This is a genomic window from Nocardiopsis chromatogenes YIM 90109 (assembly GCF_000341185.1).
Taxonomy (GTDB): domain Bacteria; phylum Actinomycetota; class Actinomycetes; order Streptosporangiales; family Streptosporangiaceae; genus Nocardiopsis_A; species Nocardiopsis_A chromatogenes.
Genome location: NZ_ANBH01000245.1, coordinates 1 through 14,114 on the forward strand (window position 1 = coordinate 1; position 14,114 = coordinate 14,114).

A 14,114-nucleotide genomic window follows, 5' to 3' on the forward strand; every position below is an offset into this window, starting at 1 on the left:
GCCAGCCGGCGGCGCACGTCGTCTTCGCCCCCCACGGTCTGGGCCCTCACAGGTAGGAGGGGGTGCGGTCGTCGACTCTGCCGCGGAACGCCCACCATCCGGCGGCCTGGTAGGCCAGCATCAGGGGCACCACGGCGACGCCGAAGGCGGACAGCACCGCGAGCGTGGCCCCGTCCGCGGCGGCGGCGCCGATCTCCATGCCGCCCCCGCCGGCGTCGGCGAGCACGTAGGGGTAGTGCGCCGCCCAGGGGAGCGCGGCGAACACCGCGGCCGCGGCACAGGTGCAGGCGAAGGCGGCGCCCGAGCGCCCCTGGCGGGAGGCGATCTGGGCCCCCAGCAGCGCGGCGGCGAGCACGGCCCCGAGGACGGCGGCCACGGCGGGGTTGGCCGGGGCGCCCCCGGTGGCCAGGGCGGCGGCCACCGCCAGGACCGATGCACCGGCGGCGGCGGGGGCCAGCCGCCCCAGCAGCACGGCGGCGCGCCCGGCCGTCGTGCCGCGGGTGCGCAGTGCCAGGTAGGCGGCGCCGTGCGCGGTGAACAGCAGCCCGGCGGCGGCGGTGCACAGCAGGACCGTCGGGGAGGCGAGCGCCGCGCCCACGGCGATGGAGTGGCCGCCGGTGAAGGCCACCCCGTTGAGCAGCACACCGGTGACCGTGCCCCACAGCAGGGCGGGGACCAGCCCCCCGGCGGTGATCAGCGCGTCCCACACCCGCTCGGCCGAGCGGGTCCGGGCGCGCCCGCGCAGCTGCACCGCGGCCTTCCCGGCGACCAGGGCCAGCAGCAGCGGCACCAGCACCGGGTACAGCCCGGCGAGCAGCGGCCCCTCCAGGAAGGGGAAGGCGCCGAACAGCACCCCGGCGAAGGCCACCAGCCACACCTCGTTGCCGAAGAAGAACGGGCCGAGGGCGGTCATCGTGGTCTGCCGCCCGCCGCCGCGGGCCAGGAGGGGGCGCAGGGCCTGCGCGCCGTAGTCGTAGCCGCCGAGCACGAAGTACCCGGCCAGGAGGCCCCCGAGCAGCAGGAGCCAGGCGGTCTGCATGGTCATGTCGTCCTCACGCCCTTCCGGCCGGGTGGCCCAGGTCGGCGGTCACGATCGCCTCCTCCGGCCCGGCCGGCACGGGTTCGGCCGCGCCGAGCCGCACCCCCTCCGGGCCGCGGTGCGCCAGGCGGGCGATGACCACCCAGTCGGTGACGGCCAGCGCGCCCAGCAGACCGACGAACAGCACCAGTGAGGCGGCGACCGCGGCGGCCGGGACGGGCGAGGCAGCGTCGGTGACGGTGAGCTCGCCGTAGACCAGCCAGGGCTGGCGGCCCACCTCGCGGAAGAGCCATCCGCACACGGCGGCGACGAACGGCAGCGGGGTCAGGGCCACCGTCGCCCAGGCCAGCACGCGGGGGCGCACCAGCCAGTCGCGGGGGAGCAGGACCAGGCAGATCAGAGGGGCGAAGAACAGCACCCAGCCCAGGTTCACCATCAGGTCCAGCGGGATGGTGATCCACTCGGGCGGTATGTAGTCGCCGGGGCCGTGCTGGGCCTCCATCGCGGCCTGGAGCTCGCCGGTCCCGCCCTCCAGTACGGCGATCTTCATCGGCTGCTGCTCGGCGATGCCCCAGAACTGGGTGTCGCCGACCGCGTACAGCGGGTAGCAGAACAGGGCCGCGACGACGACGCCGAGCCGCAGCGAGGTGCGGAAGAAGGCGGTGTGCGCGGTGCGCCGGGCGAAGTGGTAGGCGCTCACCCCGGCCAGGAACAGGCCCCCGGCCACCATCGCCGCCGCGGTGATGTGGCCCAGGGCCACCAGGGTGTTGGGGTTGGCCAGCAGCGCGCCGAAGTCGGTGAGGTAGGCGGTGCCGCCGCGGACCTCGTGGCCGACCGGGTTCTGCATGAAGCCGTTGGCCACCATGATCCAGTACGCCGAGGCGTAGGCGGTGAGCGCGACCAGCCAGATCAGCGCCGCGTGCAGGCCCCGGTGCAGCCGTCCCCAGCCGAAGATCCACAGCCCCAGGAACGTGGACTCGGCGAAGAAGGCGATCATGGTCTCCAGCGCCAGCGGGGCGCCGAACACGTTCCCCGCGAATTCGCTGAGCCCGTTCCAGTTCATTCCGAACTGGAACTCCATGACCAGGCCGCTGACGATTCCCAACGCGTAGTTGACGACGTACAACTGGCCCCAGAACCGTGTCTGCCGCTCGAACAGTTCGCGTTTGCCCGTCGGCCCGGCCAGTGCGGCGCGCGTGTGGAGAACGGCGACCAGCGGCGCGAGCCCGAGGGTCAGGAGAACGAACAGCCAGTGGATGCCCGTGGTCAGCGCGAATTGCAGGCGGGAAAGTTCCACGACGTCCAAGGCGGAACCCCCAAGTCTTCTCGCAAAGGAATGTGCCCGGTGAATTCCCGCGGACGGTGCGGGCGGGCGACTCCGAGCATAAAGCGCCCTGTCCTATGATTTCCAAGACCGGTTTCGTCATGTGCACATGTCCGGCGGGTATGAGCCGGGCGCGAAAGGGGGACGATGGACCTGCAGAACCTGCGGTACTTCCAGGTCGTGGCGCGCCACCAGCACATCAGCCGCGCGGCCGAGGAGCTGCTGGTCGCCCAGCCGTCGCTGAGCAGGGCCATCGCGCGGCTGGAGGCCGACCTGGGGGTGCCGCTGTTCGACCGCCGGGGCCGCCAGATCCGCCTGAACGCGCAGGGGGAGGCGTTCCTGCGCCGGGTGGACCGGGTGCTCAGCGAGCTCGACGACGCCCGGCGGGAGCTGACCGACGCCGCCGGGGAGGTGGAGGGCACCGTGTCGGTCGCCGCCGAGACCATACTCACCCTGGCCGCCGCGCTCTCGGCGTTCCGCGGCACCGAGCCGGGGATCGGGGTGCGGCTCTACCAGTCGCACGCCGAGTCCATGGTGCGGCGGCTGCGCCTGCGCGAGGTCGACTTCTGCGTGGCTTCGCAGCCGCTGGAGGGGACGGCGCTGCGCTCGCTGGTCCTGATGCGCGAGAAGGTGCTGCTGGCGGTGCCGCCGGACCACCCGTGGGCCGGGCGCGCCAGCGCCTCGGTGGAGGAGGTCGCGCGCGAGCCGTTCATTGTCCCGCGCCCCGGGCACTGGCAGCGGGTGCTGGCCGACCGGCTGTTCGAGCGCGCGGGGGTGCTGCCGTCCATCGTGTGCGAGGGCGACGAGCCCGGGGCGCTCCAGGACCTCATCGGCGCCGGCCTCGGAGTGGGCCTGATCCCGTCGATGGCGCGGCGCGCGGGCACGCACGCCGAGGTCGCGTGGCTGGAGGTGGAGGCCGAGGACTGCGAACGGGAGCTGAGCCTGGTGTGGCACCGCGACGCCTACCTGTCCGCGGCGGCCCGCCGATTCCGGGACTTCGTCTCGGAGTACTACGCCGGACCGGCCGCGGCCTGAGCGCCCCGCGGGCGCCAGGGCCGGGCCGGTCGGAGGGGGTCACGGCAGGGAGGGCGTCACACCAGGAGGGTGCCGCGGGCGACGATGACGGCGTCCCCGCCCACCTCGACCCGGGAGACGGCGCCGCCGTCCCGGGTGACGCGCGCCCGCATGTGCGAGGGGCGCCCCATGTCCACCCCCTGGTGGATGTCGATCCACGTTCCGTACGGGGCGAGCCCGTACCGGGCCAGGTGCAGGGCGAGCGGCCCGGCGGCCGACCCGGTCGCCGCGTCCTCGGCCACACCGTAGGCGGGGGAGAACATCCGGCTGCGCCAGACGGTGCCCGTCCCCGGGCCCGGCCCGGCGAAGCAGTTCACCGCCATGTCGGGCAGCGGCTCCAGCGCCCGCAGGTCCGGGCGGACCGCCGACAGCGCCGCGTAGTCCTGCAGCCCGACGAACACGTGCCGGGGGCCGTTGCGGTAGACCTCCACCGGCAGCACCGAGTCCTCCAGGCCCAGTGCGGCCAGGACGGCGGCGGCGTGCTCGTAGGGGGCCCACTCCGGGACCGGCTGGAGCATGCGCACCCGCACCGACCCCGGCCCCGGCTCTAGGTCGAAGGGGACGGTGCCCATAGCGGTCTGCATCCGCACCCGCTCGCGCGCTCCGGCGTCGGCGAGTACGCCCGCGGTGCCCAGCAGCGGGTGCCCGGCGAAGGGGAGCTCGTTGACCGGGGTGAAGATGCGCACCCGGACGTCGGCGTCCGGGGCGCCGGGGGTGGGCCGCAGCAGGAACACCACCTCGGACAGGTTCATCTCCCGGGCGATGCGCTGCATCGTCTCGGCCGGGATGTCGTCGGCCCCGAAGAACACCGCCACCGGGTTGCCCAGCAGCGGGGTGTCGGCGAAGGCGTCGGCCACCACGTAGCGGTGCGTGCCCGGCGCGGCCCGGAGGGCGGCGCCGGGGGCGTCGGCGGCGGTCACGGCTGCAGCCTCCGCGCCCGCCAGCCGCCCGCGCGCTCGTAGCGCATGCGCAGGTAGAGCCGGTCGGGCATGCCGTGCCAGAACTCCACGGCGCTGAGCGCCACCTCGCAGGCGGCGAAGGTGCCCGGACGGGGCAGCGGCGCCTGGGCGGCCAGGCGCTCGGCCTCGGCCCGCAGGGCCTCCTCGTCCTCCAGGTCGGCGCTCTGGTCGGAGGCGGCCGACATCGCGTGGGTGGACACCGGCCGCGCCTCCCACAGGGCGTCCGCATCGGCCTCGGGAAGCCAGGACACCGTGCCCTCCACGCTGACCTGCTGGTTGAGTTCGGGCCAGTAGTAGACGCCCGACACCCGCGGGTTGGCCGCGATGTGGCGCATCTTGCGGCCCACCGTGTGCGTGGCGAACACGATGCCGGCGGGGGAGAACCGGCTGGTCTGCACCATGCGGCTGGACCCGTGTCCGCGATCGTCGCAGGTGGCCAGGGCGAAGGCGCCGGGGTCCCGGACGCCGAGGGCGCGGGCCCGGTCGAGCCACGCGCTCAGCAGGCCCACCGGGTCGGCCGGCGGGGCGTCGAACTCGGGCAGGCGCGTGCCGCGCAGCTCCTCCGCGGTGCGCGGCCCGGTCGCGGTCGCGTTCATGGGCGCTCCTCCTCGCTGGGGTGTGGGGGGCCGGGTCAGGTGGGGATGCCCTCGCGGCGGATCCGCGGGACCTCCAGCCCCAGCGCCCGCGCCTGGTTGAACGGGTTCATGAACTCCCGGTTCTGCACGATGAGCCCGTCCTCGACCTGGAAGTAGTGGAGGAAGTGGTTCTTGTAGTGGCCCTCGGGGTAGCCGGGGAAGCGGATCAGGCCCTCGCCGTCGCACTCGACCCAGAAGCGGCCCGGGTCCTGCGTCTCGTAGAGCTCGATGTTGAACCAGTGCCAGTCGGGGAAGCACGTGAGCGACCATTCGGCGTGCGAGGCGAGCCGGTCCTTGCCGTGGACCATGATCGGCTCGCCGGTGTCGGAGGTCCACAGGCCCGCGCTGGCGTTCTCGGCGAACAGGCGGTGCCGGTTCAGCCGGGCCTCGCCCTTGGTCTCCTCCAGGTAGCTCTCGACGGTCGCGCGGTTGCGGCGGCGCAGCTCGGCGTCGCGGGCGAAGGCGTCGGTGTCGTCGGACACGGGGGCTCCTCTCCAGGGGGCACGGCCGCCGGTCGGCCGTCCCACGGGCAACTATCGGCGGCGGCGCTATACGGGGAGGACCGCGCCCCATAGCGCCCCTATACCGGGGGCCGGACGACCACGCGGGGCCGCGGGGCGGTGGCCCCGGCACACCCGGGCCGCACCCCGGCACGCGCGGGGCGGCCGGGACGGGGCGCGCGGCAACCGTCCGGCCGGGCCACGGTGTGCGGCGCGCATCTGGGCGGGGCGGCGGGCCGGGGCACACAGTTGGCGGCATGCAGATACGCATCCTGGGACCCGTGCAAGTCCTCCGGGACGGGAAGAGCGTGCCGCTCGGCGGCGCCAAGCCGTCGGCGGCGCTCGCCGCGCTCCTCCTGGCCGACGGCGCCCCCGTGTCCGTGGACCGGCTGAGCAGGTCCCTGTGGGGCCCCTGCCCTCCGGCCACGATGCCCGCGCAGATCCACACCTACGTCTCCCGGCTGCGCAAGATCCTCGGCCCCGGCGCGCAGCTGGAGCGCCGGGCGGGCGGCTACGCCCTCCAGGTCCCCGACGCCGCCGTCGACCTGCGGGACTTCGCCCGGCTGGCGGCCCTGGGGCGCACCGCCCTGGAGGGCGGGTACCACCGCGAGGCCTCGGCCCACCTGTCGGCGGCGCTGGAGCAGTGGACCGGGCGCCCGCTGGAGGGGGCCGCCGGGCCGCTCGCCGAGGCCGAGGCGCCGAAGCTGGCCGGGGCGCGCCTGGCCGCGGTGGAGGACCGCGCCGAGGCCGACCTGGCGCTGGGCCGCCACCGGCGGACCGCCGAGGAGCTCGCCCCGCTGGTGGAGGAGCATCCGCTGCGCGAGCGGCTGCGCGCCCAGCTCATGACCGCGCTGTACCGGTGCGGGCGCCAGGCCGACGCGCTGGAGGCCTACCGCGCCGGGCGGGCGCTGATCGCCGACGAGCTCGGGGTGGACCCCAGCTCGGTGCTGGACGGCGCCTTCCAGGCGATCCTGCGGGGCGAGCCCGGCCCGCCCCCGGCGCCCGCACCGGCCGAGCCCGCCCCGGCCCTCCCGGCCGACCTGGCCGACTTCACCGGGAGGGTGCGGCACCTGGCCGACCTGGCCGCCTGGCTGGGACCGGGCGGCGCCCCGGAGGGCCCCGCCCCGGCGGTCGTCGTCGCGGGCGCGGCCGGGACCGGCAAGACCGCGCTGGCCGTCCGGGCCGCGCACGCGCTGCGGGACCGCTTCCCCGACGGGACCGCCTTCGCCCGCCTGACCGGGCCGCAGGGGCGGCCCCGCCCCCTCGGCGAGGTCCTGGCCGACCTGCTGGGGTGCCTGCCCGGAGGGGAGCCGGTACCCCGGGACACCGGAGGGCGGCTCGCCCGCTACCGCAGGCTGTGCGCCGGGCGGCGGCTGCTGGTGGTCCTGGACGACGCGGTCGCGCCGGGGCCCGCGGCCGAGCTGCTGCCCGCCGGTCCCGGGGCGCGCACGGTGGTCACCACCCGGTCCCGCCGGACCGCGCTGCCCGGGGCGCGGCTGCTGCACCTGGGGCCGCTCGAACCGGAGGAGGCCGCGGAGCTGCTGCGCGGAGCGGCGGGCGCGGCCCGGACGGACGGCGGCGCCGAGAGCGCGGCGGCGCTGGCGGCGGCCTGCGGGNGTGCGGCTGGCCGCCAAGGAGCACTGGGGCCCCGCCCTGCTGCTGCGGCGGATGGCCCGCGGGCCGCTGGCCGAGCTGGCGGCGGGCGGTGTCGACGTGCGCGGCGAGCTGCGTGCGGCCGTGCGGCGGCTGCCCGGACCGCTGCGCGCGGACGCCGCCGGACTGGCCCGGCTCGGCGGTGGGCCCCTGTCGGTGCAGGATGCCGCGGCCGCCCTGGGCCGGGAGGAGGCCGCGGCCGAGGACGTGCTGGAGGCGCTGGTCGACGAGAACGTGCTCAGCCCCAGCGGAATGGCGCCCGGTGGGCGTTTCAGCTACGTGCTCGCCGCGCCGCTGCGCTGGGCCCTGCTGGAGGAGCCCGCCGGGGGGTGGGCCCGCACCGGCCCACCCCCCGGGCGCGCGGGCCGGGTCAGTGCTCCAGGACGCGGGTGATCAGGCGGCTCAGGATCGCCGGGCCGTTCTCGGTCAGCACGGACTCGGCGTGGAACTGGGCCGAGGAGAAGAACGGCCCGTGCAGGGCGTGGACCTCCCCGGTGCCGGGGTCGCGGCAGACGTCGACCGCACCGGCCCCGGGGAACTCGGCCCGGTCCCGGTCGCTGCGCGCGGAGAAGGCGTTGTAGAACCCGACCCGCTCCGGAACGCCGAACAGGTCGATCTTCTTCTGCACGCCCTGGTTGGGTGACGCGCGGCGGACCACCGGGAGCCCGCCCAGACCGCACAGGACCTGGTGGCTCAGGCACACCGAGAGGAAGGGCCGCCCGTGCTCCACCAGGGCGGCCGTCAGTGCCCGCAGCCGGGCGATCTTGGCCTCGCCGGTGCGCAGCGGGTCGCCCGGGCCGGGACCCATCACCACCAGGTCCCGGCCGAGGTGGGCGAGCTCGGAGTCGGCCTCGTCGAAGCGGCGCACCTCCACCCGCAGGCCCAGCGAGGAGAGCTGGTCGGCGATCATCGCGGTGAAGGTGTCCTCGGCGTCGACGACCAGCGCCTCCTTCCCGCGCAGGGCCGGGACGGACCCGGCCGTGCCGCGCTCGCCCAGCCAGTAGTCGGCGATGTGGGCGTTGCGGCCCTCCAGGGCCGCGCGGACGCGCCCGTCGGCCGCCAGCGGGCGCCCGGGCCCGGCGGTCAGGGCCGCGCACAGCCCGGCGGCCTTGGCGCGGGTCTCCTCCACCTCCGAGGCGGGGTCGGAGTGGCGCACGATGGTCGCGCCGGTGCCGATGCGCACCCGGCCCGCGTCGTCGATGTCGGCGGTGCGGATGAGGATCGCCGAGTCCAGGGAGCGCCGCCCGTCGGCGCCGCGGCCGATCAGGGCGGCGGCGCCGCTGTAGTAGCCCCGGCCCTCGGGCTCGTAGCGCCGGATGACGCGGCAGGCGCTCTCCAGCGGGCTGCCGGTGACGGTGGGGGCGTACAGGGTCTCGCGCAGGATGTCGCGGGGGTCGCGGGTGCTGCGGCCCTCGATGTAGTACTCGGTGTGGGCCAGGCGCGCCATCTCCTTGAGGAAGGGGCCGACCACGCGCCCGCCCGAGGTGCACACGCGCGCCATCATCTTCAGCTCCTCGTCCAGGACCATGTACAGCTCGTCGGTCTCCTTGGCGTCCTGGAGGAAGTGGAGCAGGGAGGCCACGTCCGGCCCCCGCTCCGGGTAGCGGTAGGTGCCGCTGATGGGGTTCATCACCGCGCGGCCGTCCCGGAGGCTGATGTGCCGCTCGGGGGAGGCGCCGATGAGGGTGCGCCCGGGGACGCGGGCCAGGAAGGTCCAATAGGCCCCGGACTCCCCGCGCAGCAGCCGGGCGAACAGGGCCAGCGCGGCGGCGGGGGTGTAGTCGGTGATGTCGGCCAGGTAGGTGCGCTTGAGGACGAAGTTGGCGCCCTCGCCGCCCGCGATCTCCTCGCCGATCAACCGGCGCACCGCCTCGGCGTAGGCGTCGTCGCCGATGTCGAAGCCCGCCTCACGCACCCCGATGGGGCCGTCGGGCAGCCGCCGCAGCGCCCGCGCCAGCGGGACCCGCTGCTGCTCGCACACGCTGATCGCGGTCAGCGGGGCCCCGTCGTCGGGGGCGTCGAAGCCGCGCTCGGCGATCTGCCGGTAGGGCAGCAGGGCGAACAGCTCGTGCCGCTCCCCGCCGGGCTCCGGCGGGCCGTCGGGCAAGGGCAGGTCGGCCAGGCGCTCGTGGCGGGTCACGTCCCCGGCGAGGACCTCCAGCAGGTCCTCGCCGCCGGTCTCGGGGCGGTGCACCAGGGCGACGCCCTCGGGCAGGCCGCGCCCGGACAGCACGCGGTCGAACAGGTCGGTGTGCATGTGCGCTCCCTGGAGTGCTCGTGGGGGTCAGCGCGCCAGCGCCCGGACGGCGTCCTGCGCGGTGAGCACCACCGCGCAGCGGTCGGCCGCGTACCGCAGCGCCATGCGGTGGTCCTCGGCGGAGAAGTCGGCGACGGCGTCGCCGACCAGGAAGGTCTCGATGTCGTTGGTGAAGGAGTCGATGGCGGTGGCGAGCACGCCCACGTGGGCGTAGACCCCGCACAGCACGAGCTGGTCGCGCCCGCTCCGGCGCATCAGCGCCGCCAGGTCGGTGGCGTGGAAGGCGCTGTAGCGCCACTTGGTCAGCATCCAGTCGCCCTCGGCGGGGGCGACCTGGGGGACCACCTCGCGGTCCTCGGGGGCCACCCGCATGCCCGGGCCCCAGAAGTCGCGCAGCAGGCCGCGCTGGGCCTCGCTCATGCCGCCGGGCTGGGCGGTGTAGGCCACCGGCGCCCCGGCCGCCGCGGCGGCGTCGCGCAGCCCGGCGGCGGCCTTGACCAGGGGGGTGCGCACCGCCTCGGGCAGCGGGCGCAGGAAGAACTCCTGCATGTCGTGCACGAGCAGCACGGCGCGGCCGGGGTCGACGGCCCACCGGGCGGTGTTGGCGGGCAGTTCGTCGGCGGCGGGCAGGGGGTAGGGGGCGATCGCCGGGATCCCGGGCATGGGCCCCTCCTTTCAGGACTTCCGGTCAGGACTTCCAGGCGTCGACGACCCGCAGGGCCTGGCCGGGGTTGAGGCGCGGGTCGCACAGGCTGGTGTACTTGGTGCTCACCTCGGCCATCCGGTCCGCGCCGTCGGCGCACTCGGTGACCTCGTCCGGGGTGGTCTCCAGGTGCAGGCCCCCGGGCACGCCGCCGCCCTCCCGCACCGCGGCGACGAACCCCTCGACCTCCTGGACGATCCGGTCCAGCACGCGCGTCTTGTAGCCGTCGCCGGTGGTGACGGTGTTGCCGTGCATCGGGTCGCACAGCCACACCACCGGGTGCCCGGCCGCGCGGGCCGCGGCCGCCAGGCGCGGCAGGCCCCNNNCGCGCGATGAGGGTGAGCCGGCCCGGGGCGCGGCCGGGGTCCAGCCGCCCGCACAGGCCGACGACCTCCTCCTCGGTGGCGTTCGGGCCGACCTTGCAGGCGACGGGGTTGACCACGCGGGAGAGCAGGTCCACGTGCGCCTGGTCCAGGCCGCGGGTGCGCTCGCCGATCCAGGGCCAGTGGGTGGAGGCCAGCAGCGGGCCGTCCCCGTCGTCGCGGACCTGGGGCAGCTCGTAGTCCAGGACCAGCGCCTCGTGGCTGGTCCAGGGCTGGGGCACCGGGTGCGGGGCGGTGTCGGGCGCCCAGCCCAGGTCCCGCATGGCCTGGCGGGCGGCCTGGTAGCCCGCGACCAGCCGTTGCGGGTCGGCGCGGCGCAGTGCGGGGTCGGGCTCAGGGGCGTTGACGATGTGGCCGCGGTAGACCGGCAGCTCCCGGCCGCCGACGGTCTCGGTGGGGCGGGAGCGGGGCTTGGCGAACTGCCCGGCGATCCGCCCGGCCCGCACCACGGGCAGGTGGGTGTTCATCTGCATGATCCCGCCGAGCATGTCGACGAGTCCGGCCTTGCGCAGGGCGCCGCCGGTGAAGCAGTCGGCGGGGTCCTCGGCGCAGTCCCCGGCCTGGAGCACCAGGGCGGTACCGGCGGCGGCGCCGGCGAGCAGGGTGCGCAGGCGCAGCACGTCGCCGCGGCGCACCAGCGGGGGGAGCGCGGACAGTTCGGCGTGTGCGCGGTCGAGGGCCCCGGCATCGTCCCAGTCGGGCTGCTGAAGGGCGTCGAGCGTTCGGATCCGGCTCAGCACTTTTTCGTTCACCTCGTCGCAGGAAGGTGTTCAAGGAATGGTGGGGATGCGCGGGGAGCGCGAATGCGCGGACCCGTTCGGCGGTTCCGGGGAATTCCCCCGTCGGGCGCTCGGGTGCGGGCCCCGTCTTCTTCTCGGGCTGCGGCGCTGCCGCTGCGAGGTGGGATTTCAGGTGGCGAATGGGCCGTTCCGATGGTGGATTCTTCACGAGGGCCCGCGGTGCGGCAATCGGATCGGCATTCGGCGTCATGTCGCCTCGGATATGTCAGGTGCGCCGGATCTGACACAGGGCGGACGGCTCGTGCGCGGGCCGGGCGCACGGCGCTAGGCTGCCCGTCTCGTCGCACGAGCGCTGATGGGAGGAAGCGGTGCCCGAGGACGACCGCTGGTACGACGCGGAAGGCGGGCGGGAACTGGTCCGCCTCCTGACGGCCGAGGGGGTCTCCCCGTGGGTCGAGGGCCTGACCCGGGAGCACCTGGTCCGGGGCGACCTGCGCCGCGCGGCCCGCACCGGCCTGCGCGGGGCGGTGCTCGACGCCGCCGACATGGTGGAGGACCTGCGCTGCGGCGCCGCCTACCGCGACCAGGTGGACGACCTCGCGGTCCGGCACGTCCCGCTGCGCACCGCGATGCGCGCCGTGCTGGTCCGGGACGCCCGGACGGCCTGCGACGACCTGATGGAGGTGCACGAGCGCACCGGCGGCGCCGACGGCCTGGTCTCGCTGGCGCTGCACCCGGCCCTGGTGGACGACCCGGCCACCGCGCTCGCCGAGGCGCGGGCCGTGCACCGGGCGGTGGACCGGCCGAACCTGCTGGTGGCGCTGCCCGGCACGGGCCGGGCACCGGAGGTGCTGCAGGGGTGCCTGGCCCGCGGCGTGGGGGCGCACGCCGTCGGCGTGTACGCCCCCGAACGGCACGGGCGGGTGCTGGCGGCGTGCGCGGCCGGGATGGGCGAGGCCCTGGAGGCCGGGCGCGCGCCCGGGGGGCTGCGCGCGCTCGTCTCGCTGTGCCTGGCCCACCTCGACCAGGCGGCGGCCGGGATGCCGGGGGCGCCGGGCCGCTCCGGGAGCTCGTCTCTGGGCCTGGCCGTGGCCCGGCTCGCCTTCCGCGCCCACGAGGAGCGGCTCAGCGGCCGGGAGTGGGCCGAGCTCACCGGCAGGGGCGCGGTCCCGCCGAGGCTGATGTGGTACGGCCGCCCCTCCCCGGACGCCGGGGTGTCGGCGGACCACTACGTGTCGGCCGTCGTCGGTTGGCGCACGGTCACCGCGGTGGCCCCCGGCGCGTTCGTCGCCGCCGCGCGCGGCGGGCGGGTCGGCGGGGACACCCTGCTCGGGACGCACGTGCAGGCCCGGGCGGAGCTGGCGCGCCTGGCCGGGGGCGGGGCGGACGCCGACGCGGCCCTGGGCGACCTGGAGGAGCGGTACACCCGGAGCCGGGTCCGGCGCTGGGAGCGGGCGCTGGAGGCCCTGTCGGAGCGGATGGAGGAGGCCACCGCGGCGGCCCGCTGACCGGGGGCGAGAGGGCGGGGCCACCGCGGCGCGCGCCCGGGGCGGTGGCCCGGCCCCACCGCCCCGGGCCGCCTCCGGCGCGCCGGGGTGCCGCCGCCAGCGCCCGGCCGCCGGACCGGGTGGCGTCCGCACCTCGTCCCGGCGGGTGACCGCCGCGCAGGCTGTGGGGGACCCGCACCGCCGGGCCCGGCCCGGCCGAGCAGAGCGAGGAGTGCCCCCCCGTGAGCGTCCCGACCGCGATCTTGAGCGCGCCCCCCACCGACGTCCCCGAACCGGTGGTCGCCGAGGCGGCCGCGGCGCTGTTCGCGTCGCTGCCGCGCATCGACCAGCGCCGCACCGCCCTGGCCTACCTGCGCGGCCTGCTCTCGGTGGACGGCCGCAAGTCGATCACCAACCTGGCGGCCGGGCTGGGGCCCGGCGCCGACCAGAGCCTGCAGCACTTCGTGGCCAACTCGCCCTGGCACTGGAGCCCGGTGCGCCGGGCGCTGACCCGCTGGCTGGCCGAGCGGCTGCCGCCCCGCGCCTGGGTGCTGCGCCCGCTGGTCATCCCCCGGTCCGGCCGCAGCTTCGCGGGGGTGGAGCGGTACGTGCTGCCGGAGACCGGTGCGGCGGTCAACGCCCAGCGCGCGGTGGGGGTGTGGAGCGCCGACGAGGGCGCGGCGGTCCCGGTGCACTTCCGTATGCAGTTGTCGGCCGCGTGGCTGGGCGACGGGGACCGGCGGCGCCGGGCGCAGGTGCCCGACGGCCTGGTGGCGGAGTCCTCCGCCGGGTGCGCGGTCGCCGCCGCGCGGACGGTGGCCGGCCGCCGGGGCCCGGCGCGCCCGGTGGTCGCCGACGGGCGCGGAGGCGACGGGGCGGGCCTCGCGGGCCGCCTGCAGGCGGCCGGTATGCCGTCGGTCGTGCGCATCGACCCGCTCACCCCGCTGGAGCCGCTGGCCGCGGGCCCCGTACGCGCGCAGCCCGCGCACCGGCTCGTGCGCGGCCGCGGGGAGGGAGGGGTCGCGGCGGCGCGGGTGCGCCTGCCCGCGGTCCCCGGTGCCCGGGGGGCGCGCAGCGCGCTGCTGGTGGCGGTCGGCGGCGCGCGCGGCGGGCGCCCGGACGAGCTGTGGACGGCCGACCTGCCGGGAGGCGCGCCCGCCGCCCGGGTGCGCGAGGCGGTCCGGCTGCGCCTGCTGGCGTCCCTCGTGGAGGGGGAGGAGGACAGGGCCGAGCGGCTGGGCGTGCGCGACTTCTCCGGCCGCTCGTTCACCGGCTGGCACCGCCACGCCACCCTGGTCTGCGCCGCGCACGCGGTGCAGGCGCTCGCCGGGGCCGATGCCGCCCGGCGGGGGCCCCCCCG

At 76.7% G+C, this 14,114-nt stretch carries 10 protein-coding genes and 2 pseudogenes; 4 read left to right on the forward strand and 8 right to left on the reverse strand.

The genetic code is table 11. The features are described from left to right. Positions 1–46: 46 nt before the first annotated feature. Both D476_RS0122415 and D476_RS0122420 read right to left on the reverse strand, forming a co-directional pair. Positions 47–1,045: a cytochrome d ubiquinol oxidase subunit II gene (locus D476_RS0122415; protein WP_017626159.1), complete on the reverse strand. Its 999-nt coding sequence runs from the start codon at positions 1,043–1,045 to the stop codon at positions 47–49. Between the two features lie 7 nt (positions 1,046–1,052). After that, positions 1,053–2,345 (reverse strand): cytochrome ubiquinol oxidase subunit I, encoded by a 1,293-nt coding sequence (locus D476_RS0122420; protein WP_017626160.1) that lies wholly within the window; start codon positions 2,343–2,345, stop codon positions 1,053–1,055. A 165-nt stretch (positions 2,346–2,510) separates the two neighbouring features. Between D476_RS0122420 and D476_RS0122425 the strand changes: the two genes are divergently transcribed. Continuing rightward, entirely contained in the window at positions 2,511–3,398 is an 888-nt protein-coding gene (locus tag D476_RS0122425) for a LysR family transcriptional regulator (RefSeq protein ID WP_017626161.1), read from the forward strand. Between the two features lie 56 nt (positions 3,399–3,454). Here the strand turns inward: D476_RS0122425 and D476_RS0122430 are convergent, their stop codons facing one another. Genes D476_RS0122430 through D476_RS0122440 form a run of 3 tightly spaced genes read right to left on the reverse strand, consistent with a single transcriptional unit; the run spans position 3,455 to position 5,513 of the window. After that, positions 3,455–4,357, reverse strand: a complete 903-nt coding sequence (locus tag D476_RS0122430; protein WP_017626162.1) for a PhzF family phenazine biosynthesis protein — start codon at positions 4,355–4,357, stop codon at positions 3,455–3,457. Further along, positions 4,354–4,992: a pyridoxal 5'-phosphate synthase gene (locus D476_RS0122435; RefSeq protein WP_017626163.1), complete on the reverse strand. Its 639-nt coding sequence runs from the start codon at positions 4,990–4,992 to the stop codon at positions 4,354–4,356. Before D476_RS0122435 ends, D476_RS0122430 begins: the two co-directional genes overlap by 4 nt. A gap of 35 nt (positions 4,993–5,027) precedes the next feature. Next, entirely contained in the window at positions 5,028–5,513 is a 486-nt protein-coding gene (locus D476_RS0122440) for a PhzA/PhzB family protein (protein ID WP_017626164.1), read from the reverse strand. A gap of 446 nt (positions 5,514–5,959) precedes the next feature. Between D476_RS0122440 and D476_RS39295 the strand changes: the two are divergent. Continuing rightward, positions 5,960–6,493: pseudogene (locus D476_RS39295) on the forward strand (AfsR/SARP family transcriptional regulator); the annotation flags it as partial. Between the two features lie 1,061 nt (positions 6,494–7,554). On the opposite strand, the gene D476_RS0122450 reads toward D476_RS39295, so the two are convergent. From D476_RS0122450 to D476_RS34195, 3 genes and pseudogenes are all read right to left on the reverse strand, one after another. Then, positions 7,555–9,441 (reverse strand): phenazine-specific anthranilate synthase component I, encoded by a 1,887-nt coding sequence (locus D476_RS0122450; protein ID WP_017626166.1) that lies wholly within the window; start codon positions 9,439–9,441, stop codon positions 7,555–7,557. A gap of 27 nt (positions 9,442–9,468) precedes the next feature. Next, on the reverse strand, positions 9,469–10,104 hold the full coding sequence (locus D476_RS0122455; RefSeq protein WP_017626167.1) for an isochorismatase family protein: 636 nt from the start codon (positions 10,102–10,104) through the stop codon (positions 9,469–9,471). A 25-nt stretch (positions 10,105–10,129) separates the two neighbouring features. Further along, positions 10,130–11,279: pseudogene (locus D476_RS34195) on the reverse strand (3-deoxy-7-phosphoheptulonate synthase). A 356-nt stretch (positions 11,280–11,635) separates the two neighbouring features. Here D476_RS34195 and D476_RS0122470 point away from each other — a divergent pair. Then, the gene (locus tag D476_RS0122470; protein WP_017626170.1) at positions 11,636–12,775 is read left to right on the forward strand and encodes a transaldolase family protein; all 1,140 of its coding nucleotides are present in this window, start codon (positions 11,636–11,638) and stop codon (positions 12,773–12,775) included. A gap of 221 nt (positions 12,776–12,996) precedes the next feature. Beyond that, positions 12,997–14,114 (forward strand): IS701 family transposase (locus tag D476_RS0122475; RefSeq protein WP_017626171.1); only part of this gene is annotated, 1,118 nt, incomplete at its 3' end.

What these genes read in the sequence shown, in the direction of transcription:
- D476_RS0122415 (WP_017626159.1), bottom strand. Translation starts at nt 1,045, where the DNA reads ATGACCATGCAGACCGCCTGGCTCCTGCTGCTCGGGGGCCTCCTGGCC.
- D476_RS0122425 (WP_017626161.1), top strand. Translation starts at nt 2,511, where the DNA reads ATGGACCTGCAGAACCTGCGGTACTTCCAGGTCGTGGCGCGCCACCAG.
- D476_RS0122435 (WP_017626163.1), bottom strand. Translation starts at nt 4,992, where the DNA reads ATGAACGCGACCGCGACCGGGCCGCGCACCGCGGAGGAGCTGCGCGGC.
- D476_RS0122450 (WP_017626166.1), bottom strand. Translation starts at nt 9,441, where the DNA reads ATGCACACCGACCTGTTCGACCGCGTGCTGTCCGGGCGCGGCCTGCCC.
- D476_RS0122455 (WP_017626167.1), bottom strand. Translation starts at nt 10,104, where the DNA reads ATGCCCGGGATCCCGGCGATCGCCCCCTACCCCCTGCCCGCCGCCGAC.